Origin of the sequence: Atopomonas hussainii (assembly GCF_900109735.1) — a bacterium.
Classification (GTDB): Bacteria; Pseudomonadota; Gammaproteobacteria; order Pseudomonadales; family Pseudomonadaceae; genus Atopomonas; species Atopomonas hussainii.
Map to the genome: position 1 here is coordinate 207,659 of NZ_FOAS01000004.1, position 24,861 is coordinate 232,519.

At 60.1% G+C, this 24,861-nt stretch carries 26 protein-coding genes; 1 reads left to right on the forward strand and 25 read right to left on the reverse strand.

The features are described 5' to 3' along the window. Positions 1-49: 49 nt before the first annotated feature. From BMX80_RS05430 to BMX80_RS05515, 17 genes are all read right to left on the reverse strand, one after another. On the reverse strand, positions 50-1,153 hold the full coding sequence (locus BMX80_RS05430) for an NADH:flavin oxidoreductase (protein WP_074866037.1): 1,104 nt from the start codon (positions 1,151-1,153) through the stop codon (positions 50-52). Between the two features lie 74 nt (positions 1,154-1,227). Continuing rightward, entirely contained in the window at positions 1,228-1,827 is a 600-nt protein-coding gene (locus BMX80_RS05435; protein ID WP_074866041.1) for a TetR/AcrR family transcriptional regulator, read from the reverse strand. 104 nt (positions 1,828-1,931) lie between these two features. Further along, positions 1,932-2,564: a retropepsin-like aspartic protease family protein gene (locus tag BMX80_RS05440; protein ID WP_071873300.1), complete on the reverse strand. Its 633-nt coding sequence runs from the start codon at positions 2,562-2,564 to the stop codon at positions 1,932-1,934. 13 nt (positions 2,565-2,577) lie between these two features. After that, positions 2,578-3,261 (reverse strand): substrate-binding periplasmic protein, encoded by a 684-nt coding sequence (locus BMX80_RS05445; protein WP_083394249.1) that lies wholly within the window; start codon positions 3,259-3,261, stop codon positions 2,578-2,580. A 23-nt stretch (positions 3,262-3,284) separates the two neighbouring features. After that, positions 3,285-3,788, reverse strand: coding sequence for a phosphatidylglycerophosphatase A family protein (locus tag BMX80_RS05450; RefSeq protein ID WP_074866044.1), 504 nt, complete (start codon positions 3,786-3,788; stop codon positions 3,285-3,287). Beyond that, a complete protein-coding gene (thiL, locus tag BMX80_RS05455; RefSeq protein ID WP_074866046.1) occupies positions 3,781-4,761 on the reverse strand; it encodes a thiamine-phosphate kinase in 981 nt (326 codons plus the stop codon). The genes BMX80_RS05450 and thiL overlap by 8 nt, the downstream gene beginning before the upstream one ends. Next, positions 4,762-5,226 (reverse strand): transcription antitermination factor NusB, encoded by a 465-nt coding sequence (nusB, locus tag BMX80_RS05460; RefSeq protein ID WP_071873270.1) that lies wholly within the window; start codon positions 5,224-5,226, stop codon positions 4,762-4,764. It lies immediately after the preceding gene. Continuing rightward, positions 5,223-5,699, reverse strand: a complete 477-nt coding sequence (gene ribH / locus BMX80_RS05465) for a 6,7-dimethyl-8-ribityllumazine synthase (RefSeq protein WP_071873271.1) — start codon at positions 5,697-5,699, stop codon at positions 5,223-5,225. The genes nusB and ribH overlap by 4 nt, the downstream gene beginning before the upstream one ends. 60 nt (positions 5,700-5,759) lie before the next feature. Next, positions 5,760-6,851, reverse strand: a complete 1,092-nt coding sequence (gene ribBA / locus BMX80_RS05470) for a bifunctional 3,4-dihydroxy-2-butanone-4-phosphate synthase/GTP cyclohydrolase II (RefSeq protein ID WP_074866047.1) — start codon at positions 6,849-6,851, stop codon at positions 5,760-5,762. 27 nt (positions 6,852-6,878) lie between these two features. Further along, positions 6,879-7,538 carry a riboflavin synthase gene (locus tag BMX80_RS05475; protein ID WP_071873273.1) on the reverse strand — a complete coding sequence of 220 codons (660 nt, stop codon included), beginning with the start codon at positions 7,536-7,538 and terminating at the stop codon, positions 6,879-6,881. A gap of 2 nt (positions 7,539-7,540) precedes the next feature. Beyond that, positions 7,541-8,653: a bifunctional diaminohydroxyphosphoribosylaminopyrimidine deaminase/5-amino-6-(5-phosphoribosylamino)uracil reductase RibD gene (gene ribD, locus BMX80_RS05480; protein WP_074866050.1), complete on the reverse strand. Its 1,113-nt coding sequence runs from the start codon at positions 8,651-8,653 to the stop codon at positions 7,541-7,543. Then, positions 8,650-9,117, reverse strand: a complete 468-nt coding sequence (nrdR, locus tag BMX80_RS05485) for a transcriptional regulator NrdR (RefSeq protein ID WP_071873275.1) — start codon at positions 9,115-9,117, stop codon at positions 8,650-8,652. The genes ribD and nrdR overlap by 4 nt, the downstream gene beginning before the upstream one ends. Positions 9,118-9,202: 85 nt before the next feature. Further along, entirely contained in the window at positions 9,203-10,321 is a 1,119-nt protein-coding gene (locus BMX80_RS05490; protein WP_074866056.1) for an SO2930 family diheme c-type cytochrome, read from the reverse strand. Then, positions 10,314-11,582 (reverse strand): parallel beta-helix domain-containing protein, encoded by a 1,269-nt coding sequence (locus tag BMX80_RS05495; protein WP_074866059.1) that lies wholly within the window; start codon positions 11,580-11,582, stop codon positions 10,314-10,316. The genes BMX80_RS05490 and BMX80_RS05495 overlap by 8 nt, the downstream gene beginning before the upstream one ends. 1,008 nt (positions 11,583-12,590) lie before the next feature. Beyond that, positions 12,591-13,016 carry a YkgJ family cysteine cluster protein gene (locus tag BMX80_RS05505; RefSeq protein ID WP_071873278.1) on the reverse strand — a complete coding sequence of 142 codons (426 nt, stop codon included), beginning with the start codon at positions 13,014-13,016 and terminating at the stop codon, positions 12,591-12,593. A 6-nt stretch (positions 13,017-13,022) separates the two neighbouring features. Further along, complete coding sequence (locus BMX80_RS05510; protein WP_074866062.1) at positions 13,023-14,060, reverse strand: helix-turn-helix transcriptional regulator; 1,038 nt, start codon at positions 14,058-14,060, stop codon at positions 13,023-13,025. A gap of 3 nt (positions 14,061-14,063) precedes the next feature. Next, the gene (locus BMX80_RS05515; RefSeq protein ID WP_074866143.1) at positions 14,064-16,331 is read right to left on the reverse strand and encodes a YgiQ family radical SAM protein; all 2,268 of its coding nucleotides are present in this window, start codon (positions 16,329-16,331) and stop codon (positions 14,064-14,066) included. A 185-nt stretch (positions 16,332-16,516) separates the two neighbouring features. Between BMX80_RS05515 and BMX80_RS05520 the strand changes: the two genes are divergently transcribed. Next, a complete protein-coding gene (locus BMX80_RS05520) occupies positions 16,517-18,415 on the forward strand; it encodes a diguanylate cyclase (RefSeq protein ID WP_083394250.1) in 1,899 nt (632 codons plus the stop codon). Between the two features lie 9 nt (positions 18,416-18,424). Here the strand turns inward: BMX80_RS05520 and alr are convergent, their stop codons facing one another. From alr to BMX80_RS05560, 8 genes are all read right to left on the reverse strand, one after another. After that, entirely contained in the window at positions 18,425-19,501 is a 1,077-nt protein-coding gene (gene alr / locus BMX80_RS05525) for an alanine racemase (protein ID WP_074866065.1), read from the reverse strand. After that, positions 19,501-20,898, reverse strand: a complete 1,398-nt coding sequence (gene dnaB, locus BMX80_RS05530) for a replicative DNA helicase (RefSeq protein ID WP_074866068.1) — start codon at positions 20,896-20,898, stop codon at positions 19,501-19,503. The genes alr and dnaB overlap by 1 nt, the downstream gene beginning before the upstream one ends. Positions 20,899-21,034: 136 nt before the next feature. Further along, positions 21,035-21,481, reverse strand: a complete 447-nt coding sequence (gene rplI / locus BMX80_RS05535; RefSeq protein ID WP_074866070.1) for a 50S ribosomal protein L9 — start codon at positions 21,479-21,481, stop codon at positions 21,035-21,037. A gap of 19 nt (positions 21,482-21,500) precedes the next feature. Next, positions 21,501-22,394, reverse strand: coding sequence for a hypothetical protein (locus BMX80_RS05540; RefSeq protein WP_074866073.1), 894 nt, complete (start codon positions 22,392-22,394; stop codon positions 21,501-21,503). A gap of 34 nt (positions 22,395-22,428) precedes the next feature. Further along, entirely contained in the window at positions 22,429-22,659 is a 231-nt protein-coding gene (gene rpsR / locus BMX80_RS05545) for a 30S ribosomal protein S18 (RefSeq protein ID WP_071873288.1), read from the reverse strand. A 20-nt stretch (positions 22,660-22,679) separates the two neighbouring features. Further along, on the reverse strand, positions 22,680-23,099 hold the full coding sequence (gene rpsF, locus BMX80_RS05550) for a 30S ribosomal protein S6 (protein ID WP_071873289.1): 420 nt from the start codon (positions 23,097-23,099) through the stop codon (positions 22,680-22,682). Between the two features lie 336 nt (positions 23,100-23,435). Further along, on the reverse strand, positions 23,436-23,960 hold the full coding sequence (locus BMX80_RS05555) for an REP-associated tyrosine transposase (protein ID WP_074866076.1): 525 nt from the start codon (positions 23,958-23,960) through the stop codon (positions 23,436-23,438). A gap of 315 nt (positions 23,961-24,275) precedes the next feature. Further along, positions 24,276-24,803: an REP-associated tyrosine transposase gene (locus tag BMX80_RS05560; protein ID WP_074866078.1), complete on the reverse strand. Its 528-nt coding sequence runs from the start codon at positions 24,801-24,803 to the stop codon at positions 24,276-24,278. Positions 24,804-24,861: the final 58 nt, after the last annotated feature.

Here is a 24,861-nt window from a genome sequence, read left to right on the forward strand (position 1 = left end):
ACAAGCCAACCGAGGACGGGTGAACAACCCGCCCTCGGTTTTGGCCGAATTACACCAAGCTCATCAAGGCTTCGCGCGAGAACGGCTTGATGTCTTCGAGGCGATTTTCACGCACTTTAATCGCCCAATCCGGGTCGACCAGCAGCGCACGACCAACCGCCACCAAGTCGAACTCTTGCTTGTTGAGGCGCTCCAGCAGGCCTTCGATGCCGGCCGGCTGGGCCACTTTGTCGGTGTTGACCATAAACTGCAGGAACTCACCGTCCAGCCCCACGCTGCCCACGGTGATGGTCGGCTTGCCGGTCAGCTGACGCGTCCAGCCCGCCAGGTTCAGCTCGCTGCCTTCAAACTCTGGCTCCCAGAAACGGCGTGTAGAGCAGTGGAAAATATCCACGCCTGCATCCGACAGCGGCTGCAAGAAGGCGCCGAGTTCTTCCGGGGTTTGCACCAAACGCGCGGTGTAGTCTTGCTGCTTCCACTGTGAGAAGCGCAGGATGATCGGGAACTCCGGGCCCACCGCAGCACGCACGGCCTTGATCAGCTCGATGGCAAAACGCGAACGATCCGCCAAGCTGCCGCCGTAGCCGTCGGTACGCTGGTTGGTGCCTTCCCAGAAGAACTGGTCGATCAAGTAGCCATGCGCACCGTGGATTTCTACGCCGTCCATGCCGATGGCTTGCGCGTCTTTGGCGGCTTGGGCGAAGGCGGCGATCACGTCGTTGATGTCGTCTTGCGTCATGCCATGCACGACTTCTTTGCCGTCTTTAAGTTTTTCCATCGGGCCGTAACCCGGCACGCTGGCATCCGGTTCGGTGCCCAAGCGGCGCACATTACCCACGTGCCACAGCTGCGGGACGATTTTGCCGCCTTCGGCGTGCACAGCGTCGACCACTTGCTTCCAACCGGCCAGCGCATCTTCACCGTAGAAGCGCGGCACGTTCGGGTAGCCGTTGCTGGCCACATGATTCACCGTGGTGCCTTCGGTGATGATCAAACCCACGCCAGCCGCCGCACGGCGACGGTAGTACTCGACCACTTTGGCATTCGGCACGCCACCGGGGGAAAACGAGCGGGTCATCGGTGCCATAACCACACGGGTCGGCAGGGTCAGATTACCTAAGGTGAATTGTTCAAACAGAGCGTTGGCAGACATGGGTTCTCCAAGGTCAAACTGACCGGTCGTCTCGTTAAATGCTAAGCCTCGCCCGTAGGCACTGGCCGCACGGGTTAAGGTTGCAATAAGCGCTCTAGGCGCAGGACAAAAGCATTGAGGGGGGCAAGGTCGTTGCCGACTTTTAGGCGGGTTAACACGCCCTGCCAAGCATTGGCGATAAACAGGGCGAGGTTGTCGCAGTCTTCTTCGGCGGCCAGCGCGCCTTGCTGTTGGGCTTCGCGCAGACAGGCGGCCAACAGGCGTACCGACTCATCCAACACCGCTGCAACGTGCTCGCCAATGGCCGGCACCGCCTCGCTCATTTCAAAGCTCAAGCTGCCAATAAAGCAGTGGCACTGCACGCCCTGCGGTTGGCTAAAGTAAGCCTGCAAGTCGCGGTAGTAATCGAGAATGCGCGCCAGCGGCGCTTTGTCGGCATTGCTGAGCGCTTGCGCATAACGCTGCAAGCGCGGCTGATAGATAGACGCAAGCGCGGCCAAGGCAAAGTCTTCTTTGCTGGCGAAGTAGTGATAAAAGCTGCCCTTGGGGATGCCGGCGGCTTGAACTATCTCCTGCACGCCGGTGCCGTGATAGCCACGGCGCATCATCACCGCCGCGCCTTTGGCGAGGATCAGATCGCGTTTATCGTGTTTGTCGAGCTTGAGTGTTTGCATGCGGCGAGGATATGACCGATCGTCTCGCCTCGCCCAGCACTATTGATTTTGGTGATAGCACGCCCAGCACTGCGCCGTTAGCGCGCCACAAACACCGCCTCGGCTCAGTGCTTGCTCTCTAAGCGCAGCACGCCGTTGTCTTCTTTAAAGCTCACCCGCGACAACCAGCTCATGCCCAGCAGCGCTTCGGTGGGAAAGTCGCCGCCCAGCACCACCGCCTCAACGCCAAGCACATCAATGCCGCCGATCTTCACGCTGTTGAGCTTAACCCGCCAGCCTTTGACATTGCCGCCAGCAGTGCTGGCCACCATAGGGGAACCCTGCACGCGGTAATCAATCCCTAAGCGCTTGGCGTAAGCCTCGTTCATGGCAATCGAGGTGGCGCCGGTATCCACCATAAATTGCATGGTTTGCCCATTCACCGCGCCGGTGACCCAGTAATGCCCATCATTGGAGCGCGCCACGCTGAAACTGGTTTTCGGCGTGTTCACACTGGCCGAGGCCGAGGTATCCCGCGAGAGGCCCAAGGTGCGGGTTTGCCCGTCGACCTCCAGCACCGCTTCACGGGTGGTGGCACTGATCAGCTTGACGCCTTTGGGGCCCACTTCGCCGGCGCGCAGCAGCTTACGCTGGCCATCGACACTCACCACCGCGCCGTCGTTAAACAGCCCCACCACCTGCACAATCGGCGCGGCCTGCGCGCTGGCACCACTGACTGCCAACAGGGCAGCCGCCATCCAATGCTTCACACTACTCTCCTTGCGGAACCACTTTGACAAACGGAGCATACGGCCAATCCCAGCGTTCATACACCTTGCGGATCACACCTTGGCGGTATAACTCATCCATGCGCAGGTCGAAATAATCGCGCAGCGCGCGGCCTTCATCGGTATCGCTAAAGGCTACATATAAAGGCACCTGCGCCACCTCATGCACCGCCAATAGCGCCGCCTGCTCGGGTGTGGCGCGGGCGAGAATTTCTTCCACCTCCACCACACCGTCGATATAGGCATCCAGCCGATCACGCACCAGCATATTGACCACGCCCGTGGTGCGCGGAAACTCTTGATACTGCATGCGCACCGGGATGTATTGATCCATTTTGTAGCCGTGCAACGAGCCCACGCGCATGTCTTTTAGCTGCTCAGCACGGCTGATATGGCGCTTAGCCAACGCCAGTGCGCCCAAACGGTCGGCATCAATTGGCCAACGCGGGTACACGGCTTGCGGCTCTTCATTAATGTATGAACCCACCCACGCATGGCGCTGGCCTTGCAGCACTAAGCCCACAGAGCGGGTATACGGCATGCTCTCGAATTGCAGCTCAGTGACGCCGGTAAACACTTCACGCAGAAGATCCCACGCCATGCCGCGCCCGTCGGCTTCAGTAAGCCCGGTCCAGACTTCGCTGGCGATCAGCGTTTTAGCCGGCAATAGCGGCGGCGAATCGGCGTGGCTTACGACGCCGGCCAGAGTAAGGAATACCCCACAAACCACAGCCCCAGCTGCAGCAAGGCCCAGGCGAAGACGCCGGCCAAGAGATCGTCGAGCATGATGCCCCAACCGCCGTGCACGTGTTTGTCGCACCAGCTGATGGGCCAAGGCTTGCTGATGTCGATCAGGCGAAACAGCGCGAAGGCTGCTAGCCACACCGACCAATGCGCAGGAGCTAGCCATAAGGTGATCCACAGTCCAACGAATTCATCCCAGACGATGCCGCCATGATCGTGCACGCCCAGATCCCGTGATACCCGCTCGCACAGCCAGATACCAAAAACTGCCGCCATTAAGATTAGCAGCGCAGCCAGTAGCGGACTGACAAACTGCAAAGCAATGCCAAACGGCAAGGCCGCCAAGGTGCCCCAGGTGCCAGGCGCTTTCGGCATAGCGCCGGAGCCTAAACCAAAGGCGAGAAAATGCCACGGATTACGCCACACCGAGGCCGGGGTTACATCAGCCATCGGTTGGCTCCTGAAAATGTTGATAGCCACCTTGGGTGACGGTTTCACGACGGCCGTTATGCAGCAGTTCAAGTGCCCCGCCTACCTGCTTACTACGCACGCGACCAATCACACTCACCGCATAGCCTTCGGCCTGCAAGCCCTCAAGACAACGAAGCGGCAAGGTAAAGGCCAAGCGGTAATCGTCGCCACCGCGCAGCGCGCAGGCTTGCGCTTGCTCGGCGCCCAGTAACGCGACGGCATTGGCATCTAGCGGCACGCGGGCGCTGTCGACTTCCAGCAACACGTTGGATGCTTTAGCCAAGTGACCGCAATCGGCCAGCAAACCATCGGAAATATCAATCGCGCTGGTCGCCCGACCACGCAAGGCGCGGCCCAAGGCCAGCTGCGGTGCTGGCTGCCAGTAGCGGTGCAGCAAACCTTCGGCTGCCGCCTCCGGCAAACGCTCGCCAAGCACCCACGGTAAAGCGGCTGCAGCTTGGCCCAGCACACCACCGACACAGAGCAAATCGCCGACTTGCGCGCCGCTGCGCTTGAGCGCCATACCACTGGGCACGCGGCCTAATACAGTTAGCGTGAGGCTTAGCGGCCCGCGCGTGGTGTCGCCACCGACCAAGCGCACGCGGTATTGCTGGGCGGCGGTGTTCAGCCCTTCGGCAAACGCCGTCAACCACGCCTCATCGGCCTCAGGCAGGCTTAGCGCTAAGGTAAAGCCCACGGGCTTAGCGCCCATGGCGGCCAAATCACTCAAGGTGCAACCCAGCGCGCGCCAAGCGAGCAAGCGCGGGTCGGCGCCTGCCGGAAAGTGCACACCTTGGTTTAACGTATCGGTAGATACCGCCAGTTGTTGCTCGGCGGCTAAAGAGAGGATGGCGCAATCATCGCCAATGCCCAGTGCCAGTTCTTCGCCAGCGGCGGCACAAGCCGCGCTGGCGAAGTAACGGGCGATCAGGGCAAATTCACCCGCTGGCATTTAGCGCTTAGCGCCACGCAGCTCGGCCGAACGCAGGCGCGGGGCCAAACGATCGAGAATGCCGTTGACGAACTTGTGCCCTTCGCTGGCGCCAAACACTTTGGCCAGCTCGATGGCTTCGTTGATCACCACTTTATAGGGCACATCAACGCGGTTACGCAGCTCGTACGTGGCCAAGCGCAGAATGCCCAGCTCCACCGGGTCGATCTCACTCAGGGCGCGATCGAGGAACGGCTCGAAGCATTCATCCAGCTCAGTTTTCAAACGCGCCACGCCGCTTAACAGCTCGTGGAAATACGCACCGTCAACGCTGTCGAAGTCGTTATCGGTACGAAAGGCTGCTTCAATATCAGCCACCGACTGCCCAGCGATCTGCCAGGAATACACGGCCTGCACCGCTAAACTGCGCGCCTTGCGGCGCTTAGCGATGGGCGACTTGCCGGTGTTAGGGGTTTGCTCGCTCACACAGCCTCCAGCGCAGCGATAGCGCTGAGCATTTCCAGAGCCGACAGAGCCGCTTCGCCACCTTTGTTACCGGCCTTAGTGCCAGAACGCTCGATGGCTTGCTCGATGGAGTCCACCGTCAGCACGCCGAAGGCGACCGGCAGGCCGTATTCCAGCGACACTTGGGCCAAGCCCTTGGTGCACTCGCCAGCCACGTATTCGAAGTGCGGGGTGCCACCACGAATCACTGCGCCCAGCGCCACAATGGCTTCAAACTTACCGCTGGCGGCAATCTTCTTGGCCATCAGGGGCATCTCGTAAGCGCCCGGCACACGCACCAGGGTGATGTCGTCGCGGCTCACGCCGTGACGCACTAGGGTATCGACCGCGCCCTCGACCAAGCTTTCTACGACAAAGCTGTTAAAACGACCTACCAGCAGCGCGTAGCGGCCTTTAGGGGCGGTGAAAGTACCTTCGATGGTCTTCAGGGTCATGGTTATCTCATCACTAATAAAGAGCGGACTGGCCGCAGGGGCCAGCCACAAGGGAATAGGTTAGCAGTCGACGTATTCTACAACTTCGAGATCGAAGCCGGATATGCCGTTAAACTTCATCGGCGCGGAGAGCAAGCGCATTTTGCGCACGCCCAAGTCACGCAGAATCTGCGAGCCAGCGCCGACTTCTTGGTACGAGGCCGGGCGCTTGGCGGTTTCCACCACACCGGCTTGGCTTTGCACGCGAGCCAGCAGCGCATCGCCGCTGAGCTGATTGCCCAACAGCAGCACCACGCCTTTGCCTTCTTCGGCAACCTTGCTCATCGCCGCACGCAGGCTCCAACGGCCTTCTTGCTTGACCATCAACAGGTCGCGCAGCGGGTCCATGTTGTGCACACGCACTAGGGTATCTTCTTCGGCACTGATATCGCCCATGGTCAGCGCCATGTGGATATCGCCCTCAACGCCGTCACGGTAGGTGACTAGGTTGAAGGTGCCGTGTTCGGTTTCCAGCGGCTGCTCGTTTACGCGCTGGACGGTGCGTTCGTGCAGCAGGCGGTAATGGATCAGGTCGGCAATGGTGCCGATCTTGATGTTGTGCTCGATGGCGAACTTTTCCAGCTCCGGGCGGCGCGACATAGTGCCGTCGTCGTTCATGATTTCGCAGATCACCCCAGACGGTTCAAAGCCGGCCAAACGAGCCAGATCACAGGCCGCTTCGGTGTGCCCAGCACGCGCCAGCACGCCACCGGGCTGCGCCATCAGCGGGAAGATATGCCCGGGGCTGACGATGTCATCGGCGGTGGCCTCTTTAGCCACGGCAGCTTGCACAGTGCGCGCGCGGTCAGCGGCAGAGATACCGGTAGTCACGCCGGTAGCGGCTTCGATCGACACGGTGAACTTAGTGCCAAAACCTGAGCCATTACGCGGCGCCATCAGCGGCAGATTAAGACGCTCGCAACGCTCGCGACTCATCGGCATGCAGATCAGGCCACGGGCAAAGCGCGCCATAAAGTTGATGTGCTCGGCCTGCACGGCCTCGCTGGCCATGATGATGTCGCCTTCGTTTTCGCGGTCTTCGTCATCCATGAGGATGACCATCTTGCCGGCGCGAATGTCTTCGATCAGTTCTTCGATACTGTTGAGGGCCACAGGGCGGCTCCTTAAATCACAAGTCGGTTATTTGAGGTAGCCGTGCTCGGCCAAAAATGCTTCGCTGATGCCGCCGGAGGAACCCTCGGCCGCTTTGTCGCCCAGCAGCAGGCGCTCCAGATAACGGGCCAGCAGATCAACCTCGAGGTTGACTCGGCGTCCTGCGCGATACTCGGCCATGATGGTTTCTTGCGCGGTGTGCGGCACGATGTTGAGATCAAACACCGCGCCGTCCACGGCATTCACCGTGAGGCTAGTGCCATCCACCGTGATTGAGCCTTTGTGGGCAATGTACTTGGCCAGCTCTTTGGGTGCACGCACCCGAAACTGGATAGAGCGCGCGTCATCACTGCGGCTGATGACTTCGCCGACGCCATCCACGTGCCCGCTGACCAAATGGCCGCCTAAGCGCGTGGTCGGGGTCAGGGCTTTTTCCAGATTCACTCGGCTGCCGACTTTTAAATCGACAAACGCGGTGCGGCGGATGGTTTCGCCCGAGACATCGGCCCAAAAGCCATCGCCCGGTAGCTCGACGGCGGTTAAGCACACACCGTTGACGGCGATGCTGTCGCCGAGTTTTACGTCGCCTAAATCCAGCGTATTGGTTTGCACATACACGCGCACATCGCCGCTTTTTGGCGTTAAGGCGCGAATGCTGCCGACCGATTCAATAATGCCGGTAAACATGCTTACTCCTTGCTCGGCCGCGCGATCAGCAACTGGTCGTTGCCCACCATGCGGCGCTCAATAACGGTTAAGCGCGGGCCATCGGCCAAGCGCTCAAGGGGCCAGTCCAGCAAAGGCCGTGCGCTGCTACCGAGCAGCACGGGCGCTTGGAATAGCCAAAACTCATCCACCAGCCCTGCGGCGGCAAACGCCCCCGCCAAACGCGGGCCGGCTTCCACCAGCACTTCATTGATTTGCAGGGCGGCGAGTTGCGCCAGCAAAGCGTGTAGGTCGATATGCGGGCGGCTATCTGTGCATTCAAGCACAGTGTGACCGGCGGCGCGGTAGGCGCTGGCATCCTGGCCAGCCTTACAGGCCAGCCACGCGGGGCCAGCTTGATAAAACGGTGCGTTCACGGGCACGCGCAAGCGGCTGTCGATGAGCAAGCGCTGCGGCGAGCGACTCAGCGCCAGCTCGGTTTGCTCTTCATCTAAACCCAGTTCAGCAGCGCGCACGGTAAGCCGCGCCTGATCGACCAGCACGGTATCCGCGCCGCTAATAATCAGCGACGACTGGGCGCGCAAACGCTGCACCGCTTGGCGGGCTTGCGGGCCGGTAATCCACTGACTTTCGCCGCTGGCCATGGCCGTGCGGCCATCCAGACTCATGCCGAGCTTGGCGCGCACAAACGGGCGGCCACGCTCCATGCGACTGATAAAGCCGAGGTTTAGCTCGCGGGCCTCGGCCTCTAACAGGCCGGATTCCACCTGCACACCGACGGCGCGCAAGCGTGCTAAACCTTGGCCGGCCACTTGCGGATTCGGGTCTTGCATGGCCGCCACCACACGGCTCACGCCAGCGGCCAACAAGGCATCGGCGCACGGGCCAGTACGGCCGTGGTGGCTGCAGGGTTCTAGCGTCACATACGCCGTCGCGCCGCGTGCTTGCTCGCCAGCGGCGCGCAGGGCGTGCACTTCGGCATGCGGTTCGCCGGCACGCACGTGCCAGCCTTCGCCCACCACGGTGCCATCACGCACCAGCACACAGCCAACGCGGGGATTGGGGTGGGTGGAATACAAACCACGGCGCGCCAGTTTAAGCGCGCGCGCCATGGCGGCGTGATCGGACAAACTCATGAGCGCTTAATAGGTTCGCGCGACAGGCGCTCGATTTCTTCGCGGAATTCGTTGAGGTCTTGGAAGCGCTTATACACCGAGGCAAAACGGATATAGGCCACTTCATCGAGCTGCTGCAGCTCGTCCATCACCCACTCGCCCATGGTGAGCGATTTCACCTCACGCTCGCCGGTGGCGCGCAGCTTGTGCTTGATATGGGCGATGGCTTCTTCGAGGCGCTCGACACTCACCGGACGCTTTTCCAGCGCACGCTGCAAACCGGCGCGGAGCTTTTCTTCATCGAAGGGCTGGCGCGAGCCGTCTTGCTTGATGATGCGCGGCATCACCAGCTCGGCGGTTTCGAAGGTGGTGAAACGCTCCTGACAGGCCAAGCACTCACGACGACGGCGAACTTGCTCGCCCTCTGCCACCAAGCGTGAGTCGATCACCTTGGTATCGTTTGCGCCGCAAAAGGGACAGTGCATGGCCGTCACCGCATCATAAAGAACAGGGGGCGCCATGGTAGCGCAAAGCGTGCGCTGGGCCTACCCGCCCCCTCTCTGGCTGCTTCTAGTCGGTGCAGTTGCCGGGCATGGCGTTAATCCACCGCTCGATCAGCGCCACACCTTCGGCATGCGCCAGACTGCGGCCTAGCTCGGGCATCATCTCGCCGGGGTCAAGGCTGGCCATGCGGTAACTTAAGATCGACTCAGCAGCCTGCCCCGGCGCAATCGCCACGAGTCTGTCGCCGGTGCCCTTTCCGGCAGCAATCGGCGCTTTGCACAGGCCGAGTTTGAGTGGATCTTGCGTGGCGAGATCCAGCCACAGCGCCGAGGTACGTGCCGCGCCTTGAGGGTTATGACAATGCCCGCAATTGATATCCAGATAACTGCGCGCTTGCGCCGCCAGCGCCTCGCCCGCACGCGGGCTGGGCCACAGAGTGTTCTGCGCAACCTGCTCCGGCACTTCAGCCAGCAAGCCCTGCTGCTGCCAATACACCAGCTGGTTTTGCCCGCCACTGGCGTAGGGATAGTCCTTATTTAAGTGCCGCGCTTTGGGGCCGAGCGGGCGCAACTCTTTAGCCACATGGTTTTGCGCGTGGCAGCCTAGGCACTGGTTAGCGTCGGGCACTGTATAGGTAAAGCTGTGGGTTTTACCCTGCGCGTCAGTGCCGGTGAGCGGTGTTTCGCTGCCGATCCATTCCAGCTGCGCTTCGGTTTGCTCGGCATTCCACACATACGGCAGCGCCACCCAGCCAGTTTTTTGATGCACCAGCACGCGGGTTTCCATCAAGCGCACCCGCTTAAGCGGCAAACTGTTGGCGATCTCAAGTTCGGTACCGCTATCCATCAGCAGCGGCTGACCTTGCTCATCCAGCGGGTAATAGAAGGTTTTGGTCAGCACCGTGCCGACCGGATAGTTAAAGTGCTCGTCGCCGTATTCCGCGACCGTGCCGGCAGGCAGCCACACCGTGCGCAACTTGTGCGCGTAGTCGCTAAACAGCGGCGTGTTGAGGTCGTACGGGCTCACGCCCTTAGCCAGCTGCAACTGCCCGCCCGAGCGCTGCAACATGCCCCAGCCGCTGAGCTGCTCGGGGTAATCCTCGCCGGTCGGCATAAACAGCGGCTCAGCGGTTTGCTGGCAAGCTGCCAACAGACCACTGAGCGCGAATAAAAGCCACTTACGCATCGTGGCTGGTCTCTTTGTTGGTCTCGGCCTCGCCCGGCACCGCAGGCAACACCACGGCGGGTAGCGGCTCTAAGCTGCACTGATGTGCGCTGGCGTCGGTGCTAATCGACTTAAAGCCATTGCCGGCATCGACATTCACCAGCCCGGCTTCGCCGTTATTCAGGCACAAGCGCAGTTCAGTGGGCAGCGTGCCATCGACCAGTTTGGCGGGGTTGACGATGCCATCCCAGAGCACATCCGGCAGGCTGCCGTTTAAGCCAAACTCGGCAATGCGCAGCGCTTTCAGCTCTAGGTGATCGGGGCTATCACCGCCGCCGCTAAAGCGGTTGCCGTGAATAAAAATGCCTTCCGGATATGGGTCAAAGTCGTCGGCTTGTTTGCCTTTGCTGTCGTAACCGGCACTGAAGTAGCTGCTCACAATCACGTTGGCGGTTTTATTGTCAGCAATCTCGTTATCGAAGATTTCGACAAAATCGTTGGAGTTAATCAGCACCCCACTGCCGGCCGGCACACTCGCCACCACGGTGCCTTTAGGGGCGAAGTTGTCGTGATTATTGGCGATCACCTTGTTAGCAAACACCCGCGTGGTATGCCCCGGCTGCGGCAAGTTAGGCATGTTGAACACCAAAATGCCGCCGGTGTTATTGGTGGCTAAGTTGCCGTACACATCGGCAGCAATGGTGTTCTCGATCTCGATACCAGCCACATTGCGCTCGGCGCGGTTATTACGCACCACCACATTGCGCGACTGGCCGACATAAATACCCGCGTCGGAAGCGGCGTACACCACGGAATCTTCAATCAAGGTGTTTTCAGTTTGCACTGGGTACAGGCCGTAAGAGCCGTTTTTGGTGTCTGGCCCGTTAGTCCACTCCACCCGCACGCCACGAATCACGATGTTCTTGCCGCCGGTGATCTTCACCCCATCGCCTTTGCTGTCTTCAATGGCGAGGTTTTCTAAGGTGAAGTCCGACGCCGACACGGTTAAGCCTTCCGCGCCGCTTTTTTGCCCCTTAAACGACAGCACGGTTTGCTGCATACCCGCGCCGCGCAGAGTGACCCCATCGACGGTGAGCGTCAGGCTGCGATCGAGCTGAAAGGTGCCGGCAGGCAGCTCGATCACCGCGCCGGGCTTGGCTCGAATCAGCTGGGTTTGCAGGTCTTTCTGGAAGTCGCTGTGGGTTTGCGGCGCTTGCTCTTCACCACAACCGGCCAGCAACAGCACAGCCAATGGTGCGGCATAAAAGGGTAAACGGGGCATGTTCGGGGCACTCTTGTTGTTATGACTGCCACGAGCCTAGTCATTGCCGGTGTGGGTGGCTTACGGAAAGCTGAAAAATCACTGACGGATTTGTGTAAAGAGGTGGTTTTGAGGGGGTTCGGGTGAGTTTCAGCTCAGGCTCATGAGCCCCGTAGGCCGGGTTAGCCCAAGGCGTAACCCGGCAAGCAGGCTGCAAGGCCTGCTGCGTTACCCCAAACGAACCAAGCCAAGGTGAAGCAATGAATTGATAGCTACTTCATGTGCCAAGCTGATTTCTGCGCAAACAGAACCCTCTTGTTTCGCCCTTCCCGGGCGACGCACTTTTGTCTTGGCAAAAGTGCGCAAAACCGCTCGCCCCGACTATCCGGCTCGGCTGCGCCGAGTGCCTTCGCTCCGGCAGTCTTCCGCGGGGCCACGGCGAAGGGCTATCCCTAGCCCATCGCCGCTTGCGCCGCATCCCTGCGGCTTACCCCACTACAGCCAGCCTGCGCTCAGCCGGATAAAAGGGGCGATTGGTGCGTGCTGAACCATTGGTGACCATGCTCAATGCCCTCACCCCAGCCCTCGGCTTTGGCATCCTGCGTCGCCCTAACTCCTGCATCCATGCAGTCGTCTCCCAGCGGGAGAGGGAGTACAAACAGCACCATGTTAATACGCTTCACGCCAAGTCGGACGAAGGCGCTAACCCCTTGGTGTTCGGCTGAGCAGAGGGTTTGCGCAGCGGGGCGCGAGACAGGGATGTCGAGCGAGTGGCGATGGGCCAGGATGGCCCTTCGCCGCGACCCGTGGAGCAGGCCCGGCGCGAAGGGAGTTTGGCCGCAGGCCAAACCCGGACACAGGGTGCCCTTCTTCTTTGGTTACTTTCTTCTTGGGCACGCAAGATGAACGTAGCAAAGCGGAGTAACAGTCGCAGGCTGGCCCGATGGGCGAGCGAAGCGAGTCAAGTGACGCGCCGGGAAGGCGCAACAAGATGGTTCCGCCAACACTGTTATCTAGCTGACCACCCCTTCAATCCAACCGCTTAACCTGCGCCCGTAACTGCGGCTGCGGTTTAAACGCGCAATAGCCCGGTCGCGGGCCGATCTGGGGATGATTGCGGCAGGTATCCGGTCGGTTGTCGTACACAGTGCACAGGCGGGTTTTCTGATCCAGATACAGGCAGTCGCCATTACTGATGCGCGCCAAGGTGAACAGGCCGGTGCGCGACTGAAAGTGCTCGACGATGCCTTCTTTCATTAAACGCTTGGCGGTGTTTTTTAGCGGTTCTCCGCGCTCGAACTCGTCCACCACGCCGAGGCGGATTAAGTCTGGCAGACGGGCCTCCACCGGCAGGTTGCAGCAAGCCGCCATGCAGCCTTTGCACAGGCCTTTTTCGTAGCGGATCCAAGTATCGGTGCGGGCGAGATCGGCGCCGACCAGTAGAGCTTTATTCATGGCAAATCACACGGTATTGGGCGCGTTGTGCTGACGGCGGTAGTCGCTGGGCGTCATGCCCGCGTCGTCGCGAAACGCTTTATTGAAAGTAGATAGCGAGCCAAAACCGACCTCCAGCGCGATGTTTAAAATCGGCGTGGCGGCGTCATCGCTGGCGGCTAAGCGCTGCTTGGCCTCGGCGATGCGGTAATGGTTTAAGAAAGCGTTGAAGTGGCGAAAACCTAACTCACTGTTGATCAGTTGGCGCAGGCGGTATTGCGGCAGGCTGACTTGTTGCGCCAGCGCGGCCAACGTTAGGCCTTCGGTGCGGTAGCTGTGCTGTTGCTGCATCTGTGCCAACAGGCGAGCTAACTCTGGCGGCGCTTCGGGCGCAGCCTGCGGCTCAGGTTTAGGCGAAACAGGCACAGCAACGGGGCTAAATAAACCAGCGGTGTGCGCAGTCAGTAATTGCATGTTGCAGGCCAGCAACCACGCCGGTAGCAGCCATTGATTGGCCTGCTGCGCCCACGCCGCACCACCGGGTATCAACTGTTCAGCAATCACCACCGAGACAATCCACAGCGCGCTGCTGCCAAGCAAAAACCACCGCCAGCGCCGCCGAGCTTCTACCAAGTCGTGCCGCCATTGGCGCACCAGCACCCACAGCGCATGGCCGAGCAGGACGAACTCGACGCTTTGCCCCAGATAGCCCACGCCATCAGCCAGCGCCACACCAGCGGCGAGCCACTCGCTGAGCCCGCGCGCTAACCATGGCAGCAACACCACCACACTGAGCACGCTGAGGTAGACGCGCTTGGGCGGCAGGCGCTCGGCAAAAGTGGCTAAACAGAACAACCAAAATAAGCTGGGGATGGCGGCGCGCAAGCCCGTAAGCAGCCAATCCAGCAGCTCCGGCCACGGCAGCGCCAAGCGCAGCACTTCGGCGCTGAGCGCCAATAACAGCAACCAAAAGCAGCGCGCCGCCACGCCTTGCGAAGCGGCAGGCCACAGCAAGGCCAGCAGCAACAGCAGCTGGCCTAACGCAAAGGCGTGTAACGCGGGCATGAATTAGCGGCTGCGCGGCTTGCCACCGGCGCGCGGTTTGCGCGCACCGCCGGCGGGCTTGCCGCCTTTACCAGCGGGTTTGCGCTTGGGCGAGTCTTCCAACGAACGCGGTGGCAGGCCGGTGTGCTGGGTGAGCAATTTGCCGCCGGGCTTTTTGCCGCTCTCTTTCTTGCTGCCAACGGGTGTGGAGTTTTTCCGTCGTGCGCTCTGATAACCGCCTTCGGTATTGGGCTGGAAGGTGGGGATCAGCTGGTGTTTGCCATTGCCGATCAAGTCCGCACGGCCCATGGCGGTGAGCGCTTCGCGCAGCATCGGCCAGTTTTTCGGGTCGTGATAACGCAAGAAAGCCTTGTGCAGACGACGACGGCGCTCGCCTTTGACGATATCCACGCCTTCGCTCTTGTACGTCACCTTGCGCAGCGGATTTTTACCCGTGTGGTACATGGCCGTGGCGGTGGCCATCGGCGAGGGATAAAACGCTTGCACTTGGTCGGCGCGGAAGCCGTTGCGCTTCAACCACAGGGCGAGGTTCATCATGTCCTCGTCGGTGGTGCCGGGGTGCGCGGCAATAAAGTAGGGGATCAGGTACTGCTCTTTGCCCGCCTCTTTACTGTACTTCTCGAACATCTGCTTGAAGCGGTCATAGCTGCCGATGCCCGGCTTCATCATCTTGGTCAGCGGGCCTTCTTCGGTGTGCTCCGGGGCAATCTTCAGGTAGCCGCCCACGTGGTGGGTGACCAGCTCCTTGACATACTCCGGCGACTCCACGGCCAAGTCATAACGCAGGCCCGAGGCAATCAGAATCTTCTTCACCCCCGGCAGCTCGCGGGCATCGCGGTACAGCTCGATCAGCGCCGAGTGGTCGGTGTTGAGGTTGTCGCAAATGCCGGGGAACACGCATGACGGCTTACGGCACGCGACCTCGATCTCCGGGCTTTTGCAGGCGATGCGGTACATGTTGGCGGTCGGCCCGCCGAGGTCGGAAATCACCCCGGTGAAGCCCGGCACTTTGTCGCGGATTTCTTCGATCTCACGGATGATCGAGTCGTGCGAGCGGTTCTGAATAATCCGCCCTTCGTGTTCGGTGATCGAGCAGAAAGTACAGCCACCAAAACAGCCGCGCATGATGTTGACCGAGAAGCGAATCATCTCGTAGGCGGGAATGCGCGCGCCCTCGTAAGCCGGGTGCGGCACACGGGCGTACGGCAGGCCGAAGATGTAGTCCATCTCCTCCATGCTCAGCGGGATCGGCGGCGGGTTGATCCACACTTCGTGATCGCCATGCAGCTGCACTAAAGCACGCGCGTTGCCGGGGTTGGTCTCTAAGTGCAGCACGCGGTTGGCGTGGGCGTAGAGCACCGCGTCGCTCTTTACCTTGTCGTAACTGGGCAGGCGAATCACGGTTTTGTCGCGCTCTAGGCGCGGGTGCGGCAACAGTTGCACCACCTTAGCGGCCTGCGGGTCTTCCGCCGGCTCGCCTTTGCCTTGCTCGATAGCGCAGGCGGCGGTGTCTTGGGTGTTCACATAGGGGTTGATGATCTTGTCGATTTTGCCGGGACGGTCGATGCGCGTGGAGTCGATCTCGAACCAGCCTTCGGGCGTGTCGCGGCGGATAAACGCAGTGCCGCGAATATCGGTGATCTGTGCGATGTCCTCACCACGCGACAAGCGCTGGGCAATCTCGACAATCGCGCGCTCGGCGTTGCCGTAGAGCAGGATATCGGCCTTGGCATCGACCAAAATCGAGCGGCGCACTTTGTCTTGCCAATAGTCGTAGTGGGCGATGCGGCGCAGCGAAGCTTCGATGCCGCCAAGCACCACGGGTACGTCTTTATAGGCTTCGCGGCAACGCTGGGCATACACCAAGCTGGCGCGATCAGGCCGCTTGCCCGCTTCGCCGCCGGGGGTGTAGGCATCGTCGGAGCGGATTTTGCGATCGGCGGTGTAGCGATTGATCATCGAGTCCATATTGCCGGCAGCCACCCCGTAAAACAGGTTGGGCTTGCCGAGCTTCATGAAGTCGTCTTTGTTCTGCCAGTCTGGCTGGGCAATGATGCCGACGCGAAAACCTTGTGCCTCGAGCAGGCGGCCAATAATCGCCATACCAAACGACGGATGATCCACATAGGCATCGCCGGTGACGATGATGATGTCGCAGCTATCCCAGCCGAGCAGATCCATTTCGGCGCGGCTCATGGGCATAAACGGCGCCGCCCCAAAGCACTCAGCCCAGTACTTGGGGTAGTCAAACAAGGCTTTGGCGGCGGGCATCGCAGGCATGAAACATGACTCGGGTCAAAATTGAGGGCGCGTAGTCTACCGCAAAATAGCGCAAATTTTGATCAATACCTGAGTAAATTACTCCAATAAATCACGGTTTTTTCGGCGATATACAGCGCCTATACTCCAAACAATAACAACACACCGAGGCAGGCGTTGTACGCCCTGACCAGGGAATGCACCAAAACACTTGGGCACGCTTGTGCCTGCTGGGGATCTTGCTGCTGAGCTACCTGCCTATCGCACAGGCGGCGAGCATTGCGCTGCAACACGCCGTTAGCGGTCAGGAACTCAACGGGCAACTGTGGCTCAGCGAAGATCGCAGTCGCAGCTGGACGCTGGCCCAAGCGCGTGAGCAACCCTTTCAGCCGGCCGACGGCAAAACCAGCGTAGGCGGCAGCCCCTCGCATTGGTGGCTACGCATCGACATCGACCCGCGCGGCCAAACGCACGACTGGCTCTTGGTCGTCGGCGCCGTCACCCTGCACGATTTAGTCTTCTACTTGCCCGATGCCAACGGCGTTTATCAGCCGCGCCCATCAGGGCAAACCGTGGCCTTCGCTCAAGGCCGCGACCTTAACTACCGCCGCCCGGCGGTGTATCTACCCAAGCTCGATGCGCCGTACAGCATTTACCTGCGCACCTACGACCCCGCCGGCAACTCCTTCCCGCTCAAGCTCTGGCAAAGCCAAGACCTCGAAAACCTGCGCGCCGACGAGAACATCGGCCTTGGCCTAATCTACGGCACCATTCTGGCCTTGCTGCTGTACAACCTGTTCGTGCTGATCTCGCTGCGCGACTGGGCGTATTTTTGGTACGTGATGGCCACCGGCAGCGCGCTGATTTTCATCATGAGCATGAGCGGTCACGGCTTTCAGTACCTATGGCCCGGTGCGCCAGTACCGTGGTATTTCGACCGCGTGGTGGTGCCGTCCATCTGGGGTTTATGCGCCAGCGCATTTACCCAAGCCCTGCTGCAAACGCGTCGCTACGTGCGCCTGGCGCACCATGTGCTGACCTTTGGCATTGTGGTGTACGTGCTCGCCATAGCGATCGACGGCCTCGGCTACCGCTGGCTTGCCGCGGCGATGATCGGCTTCTTGATTTTGACCAGCATTCCGGCGGCCTTGATTGCCGCGTTTATTCGCTGGCGGCAAGGCTTCTACCCGGGCCTGCTGTATTTGATTGGCTACGGCTTTGTGCTCAGCAGCATGGTGGTGCTGATTCTGCGCGCCTTGGGCATTGTGCAGCCCAACGACAACACCGCGTACATCTTCCCGCTGTCGGTGGCGTTCGAAACCATTCTATTCAGCTTCGCCTTGGCCTACCGCATTCAGCTACTCAAACAGGAAAAAAGCCACGCCCTGGAGCTGGCCAACCAAGAGAAAAGCGCTCGCCTACAGCTATTTGCCGAAACCCAAGAGCGCCTCGAGCGCGCCGTTGCCGAACGCACCGCCGAGCTGGAAACCGCTAACCAGCGCCTGCGCGACAGCGAAGAAGAACTCAAAGCCGTGGCCTTTTTAGACCCGCTCACCCAACTGCCCAACCGCCGCTACCTATTGGCCCGCGCCGACGAGGCCTTCGCCCACGCGCAGCGCCACCTTGAGCCTTTGGCCATGCTGGTGATTGATTTGGACAACTTCAAACCGATCAATGATGAGCACGGCCACGATGCCGGCGACATGGTGCTCAGCACGATTGCCGAACGCATGCGCCGCAGCGTGCGCCACGAAGACACCCTGGCCCGCTTGGGCGGCGACGAATTTGCCGTATTACTCAGCGGCGATGATGCCCCGCAACAAGCCGAAGAATTGGCCAACCGGCTGCTCGGCACACTGGCCAACGTGATGCATTACGACAACGAGGAGCTACGCGTAACCCCCAGCATTGGCTTGGCGTGGTATCCGCAGCACGCCAGCAACTTCGACCACCTTTACCGCGCAGCGGACAAAGCGCTGTACCGCGTTAAGCAACAAGGCCGCGCCGGCCTCGCTATTGCTGAGCAAAGCAGCATCCAACGCCCGGCCGTGAGTTATGTGGACACCTTACAAGCCCCCAAAGGCCTGCGCGATTAACCCTCGCGCTTAGTAACGTCGTGGCACCCGTGCGATAACTTGGCTAAGCAGCTCGTAGCTGAGGGTGCCGGCGTGCTCTGCTACCTCATCCACCGGCAGTTGCGCGCCCCATAACTCTACCGGCGTGCCGACTGCCACTGCGGGCAGGTCGCTGACATCCACGGTGATCAAGTCCATCGATACGCGCCCCACCAGCGACGCGCGCTGACCATCGATGAGCACTGGCGTGCCGGCCGGCGCATGGCGCGGATAACCATCGGCATAACCGCAGGCGATGGTGGCGATACGTGCGGGCTTTTCAGCCAGCCAACTAGCGCCGTAGCCGATGCTTGCGCCGGCCTCGACGTTGCGCACGGCAAGCACTTCGCTGCGTAGGCTCATTACCGCCGTGAGGCCTAACTCTTGGGCGGATAAGCCCGCGCAAGGCGATGCGCCGTAGAGCATGAGGCCCGGGCGCAGCCAGTCCATATGCATGGCCGGCAAGGTCATTAGCGCGGCCGAGTTAGCCAGCGATAAGTGTTTAAACTCACGCTCGGGCAGCTGATCTAAAAACGCTTCCAACTGCGCTTCATTCAGTTCGTGACCGCGCTCATCGGCGCAGGCCAAATGACTGAGCAAGTTCAGCTCGGCCACTTGCGGCGCGCCGTTAAGCTGCGCATACACCTCGGCTAGTTCTGCCGGGCTTAAACCCAAACGGTGCATGCCGCTATCGAGCTTAAGCCACACGTTCAACGGTGCCGCCAACTCTTGGCCGAGCAGCCACTGCGCCTGTTGCGGGTGATGAATCACCACATCCAACTGCCACTGCGCGGCTTGCAGGTATTCCTGCGCTTGAAATACGCCTTCCAGCAGCAAGATGCGCTGTTCGGGGTGCGCCAAGGCGCGCACGGGGGCGGCTTCTTCCAGCGAGCACACGGCAAAGCCATCGGCCTCTTGCAGGGCGCTCACTGCGGCCTCTACGCCGTGGCCGTAGGCGTTAGCTTTCACCACGGCGAAGAGTTTTTTGTCCGGCGCGCAGCAACGCCGCGCCACGCCGAAGTTATGCGCCAGTGCAGCTAAATCAATCTGCGCGTAGATCGGTCGCATCAGTCGTCCCCGTAGTCGGCATAGCTGCCGGGGGCGAGGTTTTCAAAGCGGGTGTACTTGCCCAAGAAGGCCAAGCGGCAGGTGCCAATCGGGCCGTTACGCTGCTTGCCGATGATGATTTCTGCCACGCCTTTGAACTCGGTTTCTGGGTGATACACCTCGTCGCGGTAGACGAACATGATCACGTCGGCGTCCTGCTCGATCGCGCCGGATTCACGCAAGTCGGAGTTCACCGGGCGTTTGTTGGGGCGCTGCTCCAGCGAGCGGTTGAGCTGCGACAGAGCAATCACCGGGCAGTTAAATTCTTTCGCCAAAGCTTTTAGCGAGCGGGAGATCTCAGAGATCTCGTTGGTGCGGTTATCGCCGGAGCTACCGGGAATACGCATCAGCTGCAGGTAGTCGATCATGATCATCGCGATCTCGCCCTGCTCGCGCACCACGCGGCGGGTGCGGGCGCGCATTTCCGATGGTGAGATACCGGCGGTGTCGTCGATCAGCAGTTTGCGCTCGTTAAGCAAGTTGACTGCTGAGGTTAAACGCGGCCAATCGTCGTCTTCTAGCTGACCACTACGCACCTTGGTTTGGTCGATGCGCCCCAACGACGAGAGCATACGCATCACCAGCGATTCGGCGGGCATTTCTAGCGAATACACCAGCACGGCCTTGTCGCTGCGCAGCACGGCATTTTCTACCAAGTTCATCGCGAAGGTGGTTTTACCCATCGACGGACGCCCCGCGACAATCACCAAGTCAGCCGCTTGCAGGCCGTTGGTCATGCCGTCGAGGTCGGTAAAACCGGTGGAGATCCCGGTGATCGCGCCGTCGCTGTTAAACAGCTCGTCGATACGGTCAATAGCTTTGGTCAGCAGTTGGTTTACATGCTGTGGGCCGCCGGTTTTTGGACGCGCTTCGGCGATTTCAAAAATCTTCCGCTCGGCTTCGTCCAAAATCTCGCTGGCGCCACGCCCCTCAGGGTTAAACGCGTTGTCGGCGATATCGGTGCTCACGCCGATCAACTGGCGCAAGGTGGCGCGCTCACGAATGATGCTGGCGTAGGCCTTGATGTTGGCGACCGAGGGAATATTGCGCGCTAGTTCGCCCAAATAGGCCAAGCCACCGACTTGGCTGAGCACGCCGGCGTTGTCGAGCTTTTCCGACAGGGTGACCACGTCGAACGGCTGCGACTGCTCGGCGAGCTGAAAAATCGCACGGTAGATCAGCCGGTGATCGTGACGGTAAAAGTCGCCTTCCGACACCGCATCGGCGATGCGCTCGTAGGCATTGTTGTCCAACATCAAGCCGCCGAGCACCGCTTGTTCCGCTTCGATGGAATGCGGCGGCACCTTGAGGTTGGCCGTTTGCAGGTCGTATTGCTCGGGCAGGCTGATATCAGTCATGACGTATCCAGTGAAAATCTCAGAGTACTGCGGCAGGCGACCACACAGGTCGCGGGCAGTAAAAACAACAACGGGCACAACACCCAGAGGATGTGTGCCCGTATGTTACCCGCCCATTGCTGGGCGAGAAACCGGCTTAGCCAGCGACAACAACTACCTTGATGGCAGCGTCGACGTCGGAATGCAGGTGAACGGCAACGTCGTACTCGCCGGTGTTACGCAGCGCGCCTTCCGGCAGACGGATTTCCGCTTTTTCTACAGCGATGCCAGCGGCAGTCAGTGCATCAGCGATGTCACGAGTACCGATAGAACCGAACAGCTTGCCTTCGTCGCCAGCGTTGGCAGTGATGGTCACTACCAGCTCAGCCAGCTCGTTAGCGCGAGCTTGAGCAGAGGCCAGCTTGTCAGCAGCGGCTTTTTCCAGCTCAGCGCGACGCGCTTCGAAAGCTTCCAGGTTTGCCGCGTTGGCCATAACAGCCTTGCCCTGCGGCAGCAGGAAGTTACGGCCGAAGCCGGACTTTACATTTACTTTGTCGCCCAGGTTGCCCAGGTTGGCGATCTTTTCTAACAGGATGACTTCCATGCGAGTCTACCTCTTTAAATTAACCTTCACCGTCCGCGGGGTCTTGCGGCCCTTTCGAGCGCTTGCGCCCGCGGAAATCGATCAGACTGTCAGCAACGGCCAGTAACACGATCAGGGGTAACACCAACTGCGTGAGCAGAATCAAACCCACGTACAAACCCACCAACCAGAAGGTCGCCATGCGCGCTTGGCTCACTAAGCCATGCACTAAAGCCACCCCCGCCACGGTGAGCGGAATGCTGCACACTGGCAGCAACACCGCTAACTGCGGGTCGATCTGCGGGCCCATCAGGGCCAGCGCCAGCAGGCTAAACGCCGCCAGAGGATTCAGACGCAAGGCCTGAAATTCCGCGGCAAACCCGCCGGGGTTGTACAACAGCGACTGCCACCACCGGCCCAGCACCAGGCTCAACACAGTGGATACCTGCAACATCGCCGCCATGATGCCGCCCAATACGGGTACGACATACGCCTGCATTTGCGCCAGCACCTCAGCACCAGCGTTAGGGTCGAGTTGTTTGAGCATCTCGCCGAGCATCGGCTGCACCGCTTCGGCGGTCTCACGCAGGGTTGCCCCTAACGCCAGATCAATCACCCAAGCAAACAGCAATGCCAGCGGCACGCTCATTAACAACACCCGCGCCCACGACACCGTGGCTCTGAGCACTTGCGACAACGCCGCCGCGCCCAACAGCACCAAGAGCAACCGTGGCTCACCGTAGTGAAACCACACTGCACCAGGCAACGCACCCCAAAACAGCAGACCGGCAGCAGCGCTGACACCTCGGCGCAACAGCACCAAACTGACAGCAGCAGCACTCAGCCAAAAGAACAGCGGTAATAACGCTGCCCCAACGACCACCGCAGTGGCCTGCATGCGTCCGCGCATAATGAACTCAGCTACAGCGCGCATGCGGTATTACTCCTGAAAACGCCCAGCCTAAGCCTTAGCGGCCGTGGCTGTCGGTGTACGGCAGCAGGGCCAAATAACGAGCACGCTTGATGGCGGTGCCCAGCTGACGCTGGTACTTAGCCTTGGTGCCAGTAATACGGCTCGGGACAATCTTGCCGGTTTCCGAGATGTAGGCCTTCAGGGTGTTGAGATCTTTGTAATCGATCTCTTTGACGCCTTCTGCGCTGAAACGGCAGAACTTACGACGACGGAAAAAACGTGCCATAACTTAAATCCTCGCTCTGCTTACTCGTCAGCGTTGTCGCCGTCATCGGCGTCATTGCTGTCGTTATCATCATTGGCGTTGTTACGCACTTCACGGCGCTCACGGCGCTCGTTGCGGCTTTCCTCGGCCTTCAGCATTTCGGACGGGCCAGTAACGGCTTCGTCGCGGCGCAGGATCAGGTTACGGATAACAGCGTCGTTGTAACGGAAGTTATCTTCCAGCTCAGCCAGTGCTTTATCGGTGCACTCAACGTTCAGCAGCACGTAGTGTGCCTTGTGTACGTTGTTGATGGCGTAAGCCAGCTGACGACGGCCCCAGTCTTCCAAGCGATGCACCTTGCCGCCATCTTCTTCGATAGCTTTGGTGTAACGCTCAACCATGCCGCCAACCTGTTCGCTCTGGTCCGGGTGAACCAGGAACACGATTTCATAATGACGCATAAGATCTCCTTTCGGTTTTTACAGCCTGCCATGCGTAGGGTCAGGCAAGGAGGTTAGAGAAACTTGCCGTGCAGACAGGCCAAAGCCCAGCCCACGACCGACAAGGGGCGCAATTCTAGGCAAAGCCCGCGGCAATCGCAAGGCGCAGTGGGCGGGGGCTGTAAATACAGGGCTGGTTCGCAGCCACACCAAACCAACCCAAAACGTAGGGCGGGTTAGCCAAAGGCGTAACCCGCCGAGCGATGGTTAAACCCACACAAAAGCCACGTTATACGCCACATCAACCACACCCGCCGCATGCCGAGAGCAAAGCCCGCGCGAGTCAAGTGACCCGCCCTACATAGATGTAGGCCCCGCCCACTCCAACGGATACGCGCCTTGCCTCACCCAACGGTGAAATGACGACCAAGGCCAGTCGGCCACCTTATCGACCAAGCCATGTTTGACGGGGTTAAAGTGCAGGTAGTCCAGATGCCGCTGAACATCGTGCTCATTGCGTAGCAGATGCTCCCAGTATCTGTGTTGCCACAGCGTGGCGCAGCGCTTTGCCGCGCGGCGCTCGGTGAGGTAGCTCGGTTGAAAATAGTCGGCACCACAGCGCCGAGTAACCGCCGTTTTAATCAAACGCCAACGTGTAGCGAAGTCGGCATCACCTTCGGGCAGCGTCCAAATGGTATGCAGGTGATCCGGCAGCAACACCCAACCATCGATCCGAAAAGGGCGTTGCACCCTTACCCGTTCAACGGCCTGACGCAGTGCCAAACGCAACGCCGGATCGGTCAATATCCTTTGCCGCCGCTCCGTCACCACCGTAAAAAAGTACGAACCACCAGGCACCGCCGCACGCCGATAACGAGACATTCCATGTCCCCCGAAGAAGCGTTAAAAGCCATGAACCATCAAAGCATCGCAACAAGACCAAGCCAACGCAAAACGTAGGGCGGGTTAGCCGCAGGCGTAACCCGCCGAGCGATGGTCAAACCCACACAAAAGCCGCGTCATACGCCGCATCAACCAACCCGGCGCATGTTGAGAGCACAGCCCGCGCGGGTCAAATGACCCGCCCTACAGGGCTGTTAATCATTGGGTCCCTGGTTCGAGTCCAGGTCGCGGAGCCAAATGCAAAAGCCCCAGACATCTGTCTGGGGCTTTTTTTATGGAAATGGGAACCACGCTTTAGCCAACTGTCGTATGCCCTGCCCACGCCAGTGGATACGCGCCCTGCCTCACCCAACGGTGAAATGACGACCAGGGCCAGTCGGCCACCTTATCGACCAAGCCATGCTTGACGGGGTTAAAGTGCAGGTAATCCAAATGCCGCTGAACATCGTGCTCATTGCGTAGCAGATGCTCCCAGTATCTGTGCTGCCACAGCGTGGCGCAGCGCTTTGCCGCGCGGCGCTCGGTGAGGTAGCTCGGTTGAAAATAGTCGGCACCACAGCGCCGAGTAACCGCCGTTTTAATCAAACGCCAACGTGTAGCGAAGTCGGCATCACCTTCGGGCAGCGTCCAAATGGTATGCAGGTGGTCCGACAGCAACACCCAACCATCGATCCGAAAAGGGCGTTGCACCCTTACCCGCTCAATGGCCTCACGCAGTGCCAAACGCAACACCGGATCGGTCAATATCCTTTGTCGCCGCTCCGTCACCACCGTAAAAAAGTACGAACCACCGGGCACCGCCGCACGCCGATAACGAGACATTCCGTGTCCCCCGAAGAAGCGTTAAAAGCCATGAACCATCCAAGCATCACAACAACAC

What these genes read in the sequence shown, in the direction of transcription:
- BMX80_RS05540 (WP_074866073.1), bottom strand. Translation starts at nt 22,394, where the DNA reads ATGCGCGCTGTAGCTGAGTTCATTATGCGCGGACGCATGCAGGCCACT.
- BMX80_RS05520 (WP_083394250.1), top strand. Translation starts at nt 16,517, where the DNA reads ATGCACCAAAACACTTGGGCACGCTTGTGCCTGCTGGGGATCTTGCTG.
- BMX80_RS05440 (WP_071873300.1), bottom strand. Translation starts at nt 2,564, where the DNA reads ATGGCGGCTGCCCTGTTGGCAGTCAGTGGTGCCAGCGCGCAGGCCGCG.
- BMX80_RS05430 (WP_074866037.1), bottom strand. Translation starts at nt 1,153, where the DNA reads ATGTCTGCCAACGCTCTGTTTGAACAATTCACCTTAGGTAATCTGACC.
- BMX80_RS05495 (WP_074866059.1), bottom strand. Translation starts at nt 11,582, where the DNA reads ATGCCCCGTTTACCCTTTTATGCCGCACCATTGGCTGTGCTGTTGCTG.
- BMX80_RS05515 (WP_074866143.1), bottom strand. Translation starts at nt 16,331, where the DNA reads ATGCCCGCCGCCAAAGCCTTGTTTGACTACCCCAAGTACTGGGCTGAG.
- ribD (WP_074866050.1), bottom strand. Translation starts at nt 8,653, where the DNA reads ATGAGTTTGTCCGATCACGCCGCCATGGCGCGCGCGCTTAAACTGGCG.
- dnaB (WP_074866068.1), bottom strand. Translation starts at nt 20,898, where the DNA reads ATGACTGATATCAGCCTGCCCGAGCAATACGACCTGCAAACGGCCAAC.
- BMX80_RS05450 (WP_074866044.1), bottom strand. Translation starts at nt 3,788, where the DNA reads ATGGCTGATGTAACCCCGGCCTCGGTGTGGCGTAATCCGTGGCATTTT.
- BMX80_RS05505 (WP_071873278.1), bottom strand. Translation starts at nt 13,016, where the DNA reads ATGAATAAAGCTCTACTGGTCGGCGCCGATCTCGCCCGCACCGATACT.
- ribH (WP_071873271.1), bottom strand. Translation starts at nt 5,699, where the DNA reads ATGACCCTGAAGACCATCGAAGGTACTTTCACCGCCCCTAAAGGCCGC.
- rpsR (WP_071873288.1), bottom strand. Translation starts at nt 22,659, where the DNA reads ATGGCACGTTTTTTCCGTCGTCGTAAGTTCTGCCGTTTCAGCGCAGAA.
- rplI (WP_074866070.1), bottom strand. Translation starts at nt 21,481, where the DNA reads ATGGAAGTCATCCTGTTAGAAAAGATCGCCAACCTGGGCAACCTGGGC.
- nrdR (WP_071873275.1), bottom strand. Translation starts at nt 9,117, where the DNA reads ATGCACTGTCCCTTTTGCGGCGCAAACGATACCAAGGTGATCGACTCA.
- BMX80_RS05510 (WP_074866062.1), bottom strand. Translation starts at nt 14,060, where the DNA reads ATGCCCGCGTTACACGCCTTTGCGTTAGGCCAGCTGCTGTTGCTGCTG.
- BMX80_RS05555 (WP_074866076.1), bottom strand. Translation starts at nt 23,960, where the DNA reads ATGTCTCGTTATCGGCGTGCGGCGGTGCCTGGTGGTTCGTACTTTTTT.
- BMX80_RS05560 (WP_074866078.1), bottom strand. Translation starts at nt 24,803, where the DNA reads ATGTCTCGTTATCGGCGTGCGGCGGTGCCCGGTGGTTCGTACTTTTTT.
- rpsF (WP_071873289.1), bottom strand. Translation starts at nt 23,099, where the DNA reads ATGCGTCATTATGAAATCGTGTTCCTGGTTCACCCGGACCAGAGCGAA.
- BMX80_RS05490 (WP_074866056.1), bottom strand. Translation starts at nt 10,321, where the DNA reads ATGCGTAAGTGGCTTTTATTCGCGCTCAGTGGTCTGTTGGCAGCTTGC.
- BMX80_RS05475 (WP_071873273.1), bottom strand. Translation starts at nt 7,538, where the DNA reads ATGTTTACCGGCATTATTGAATCGGTCGGCAGCATTCGCGCCTTAACG.
- alr (WP_074866065.1), bottom strand. Translation starts at nt 19,501, where the DNA reads ATGCGACCGATCTACGCGCAGATTGATTTAGCTGCACTGGCGCATAAC.
- thiL (WP_074866046.1), bottom strand. Translation starts at nt 4,761, where the DNA reads ATGCCAGCGGGTGAATTTGCCCTGATCGCCCGTTACTTCGCCAGCGCG.
- BMX80_RS05435 (WP_074866041.1), bottom strand. Translation starts at nt 1,827, where the DNA reads ATGCAAACACTCAAGCTCGACAAACACGATAAACGCGATCTGATCCTC.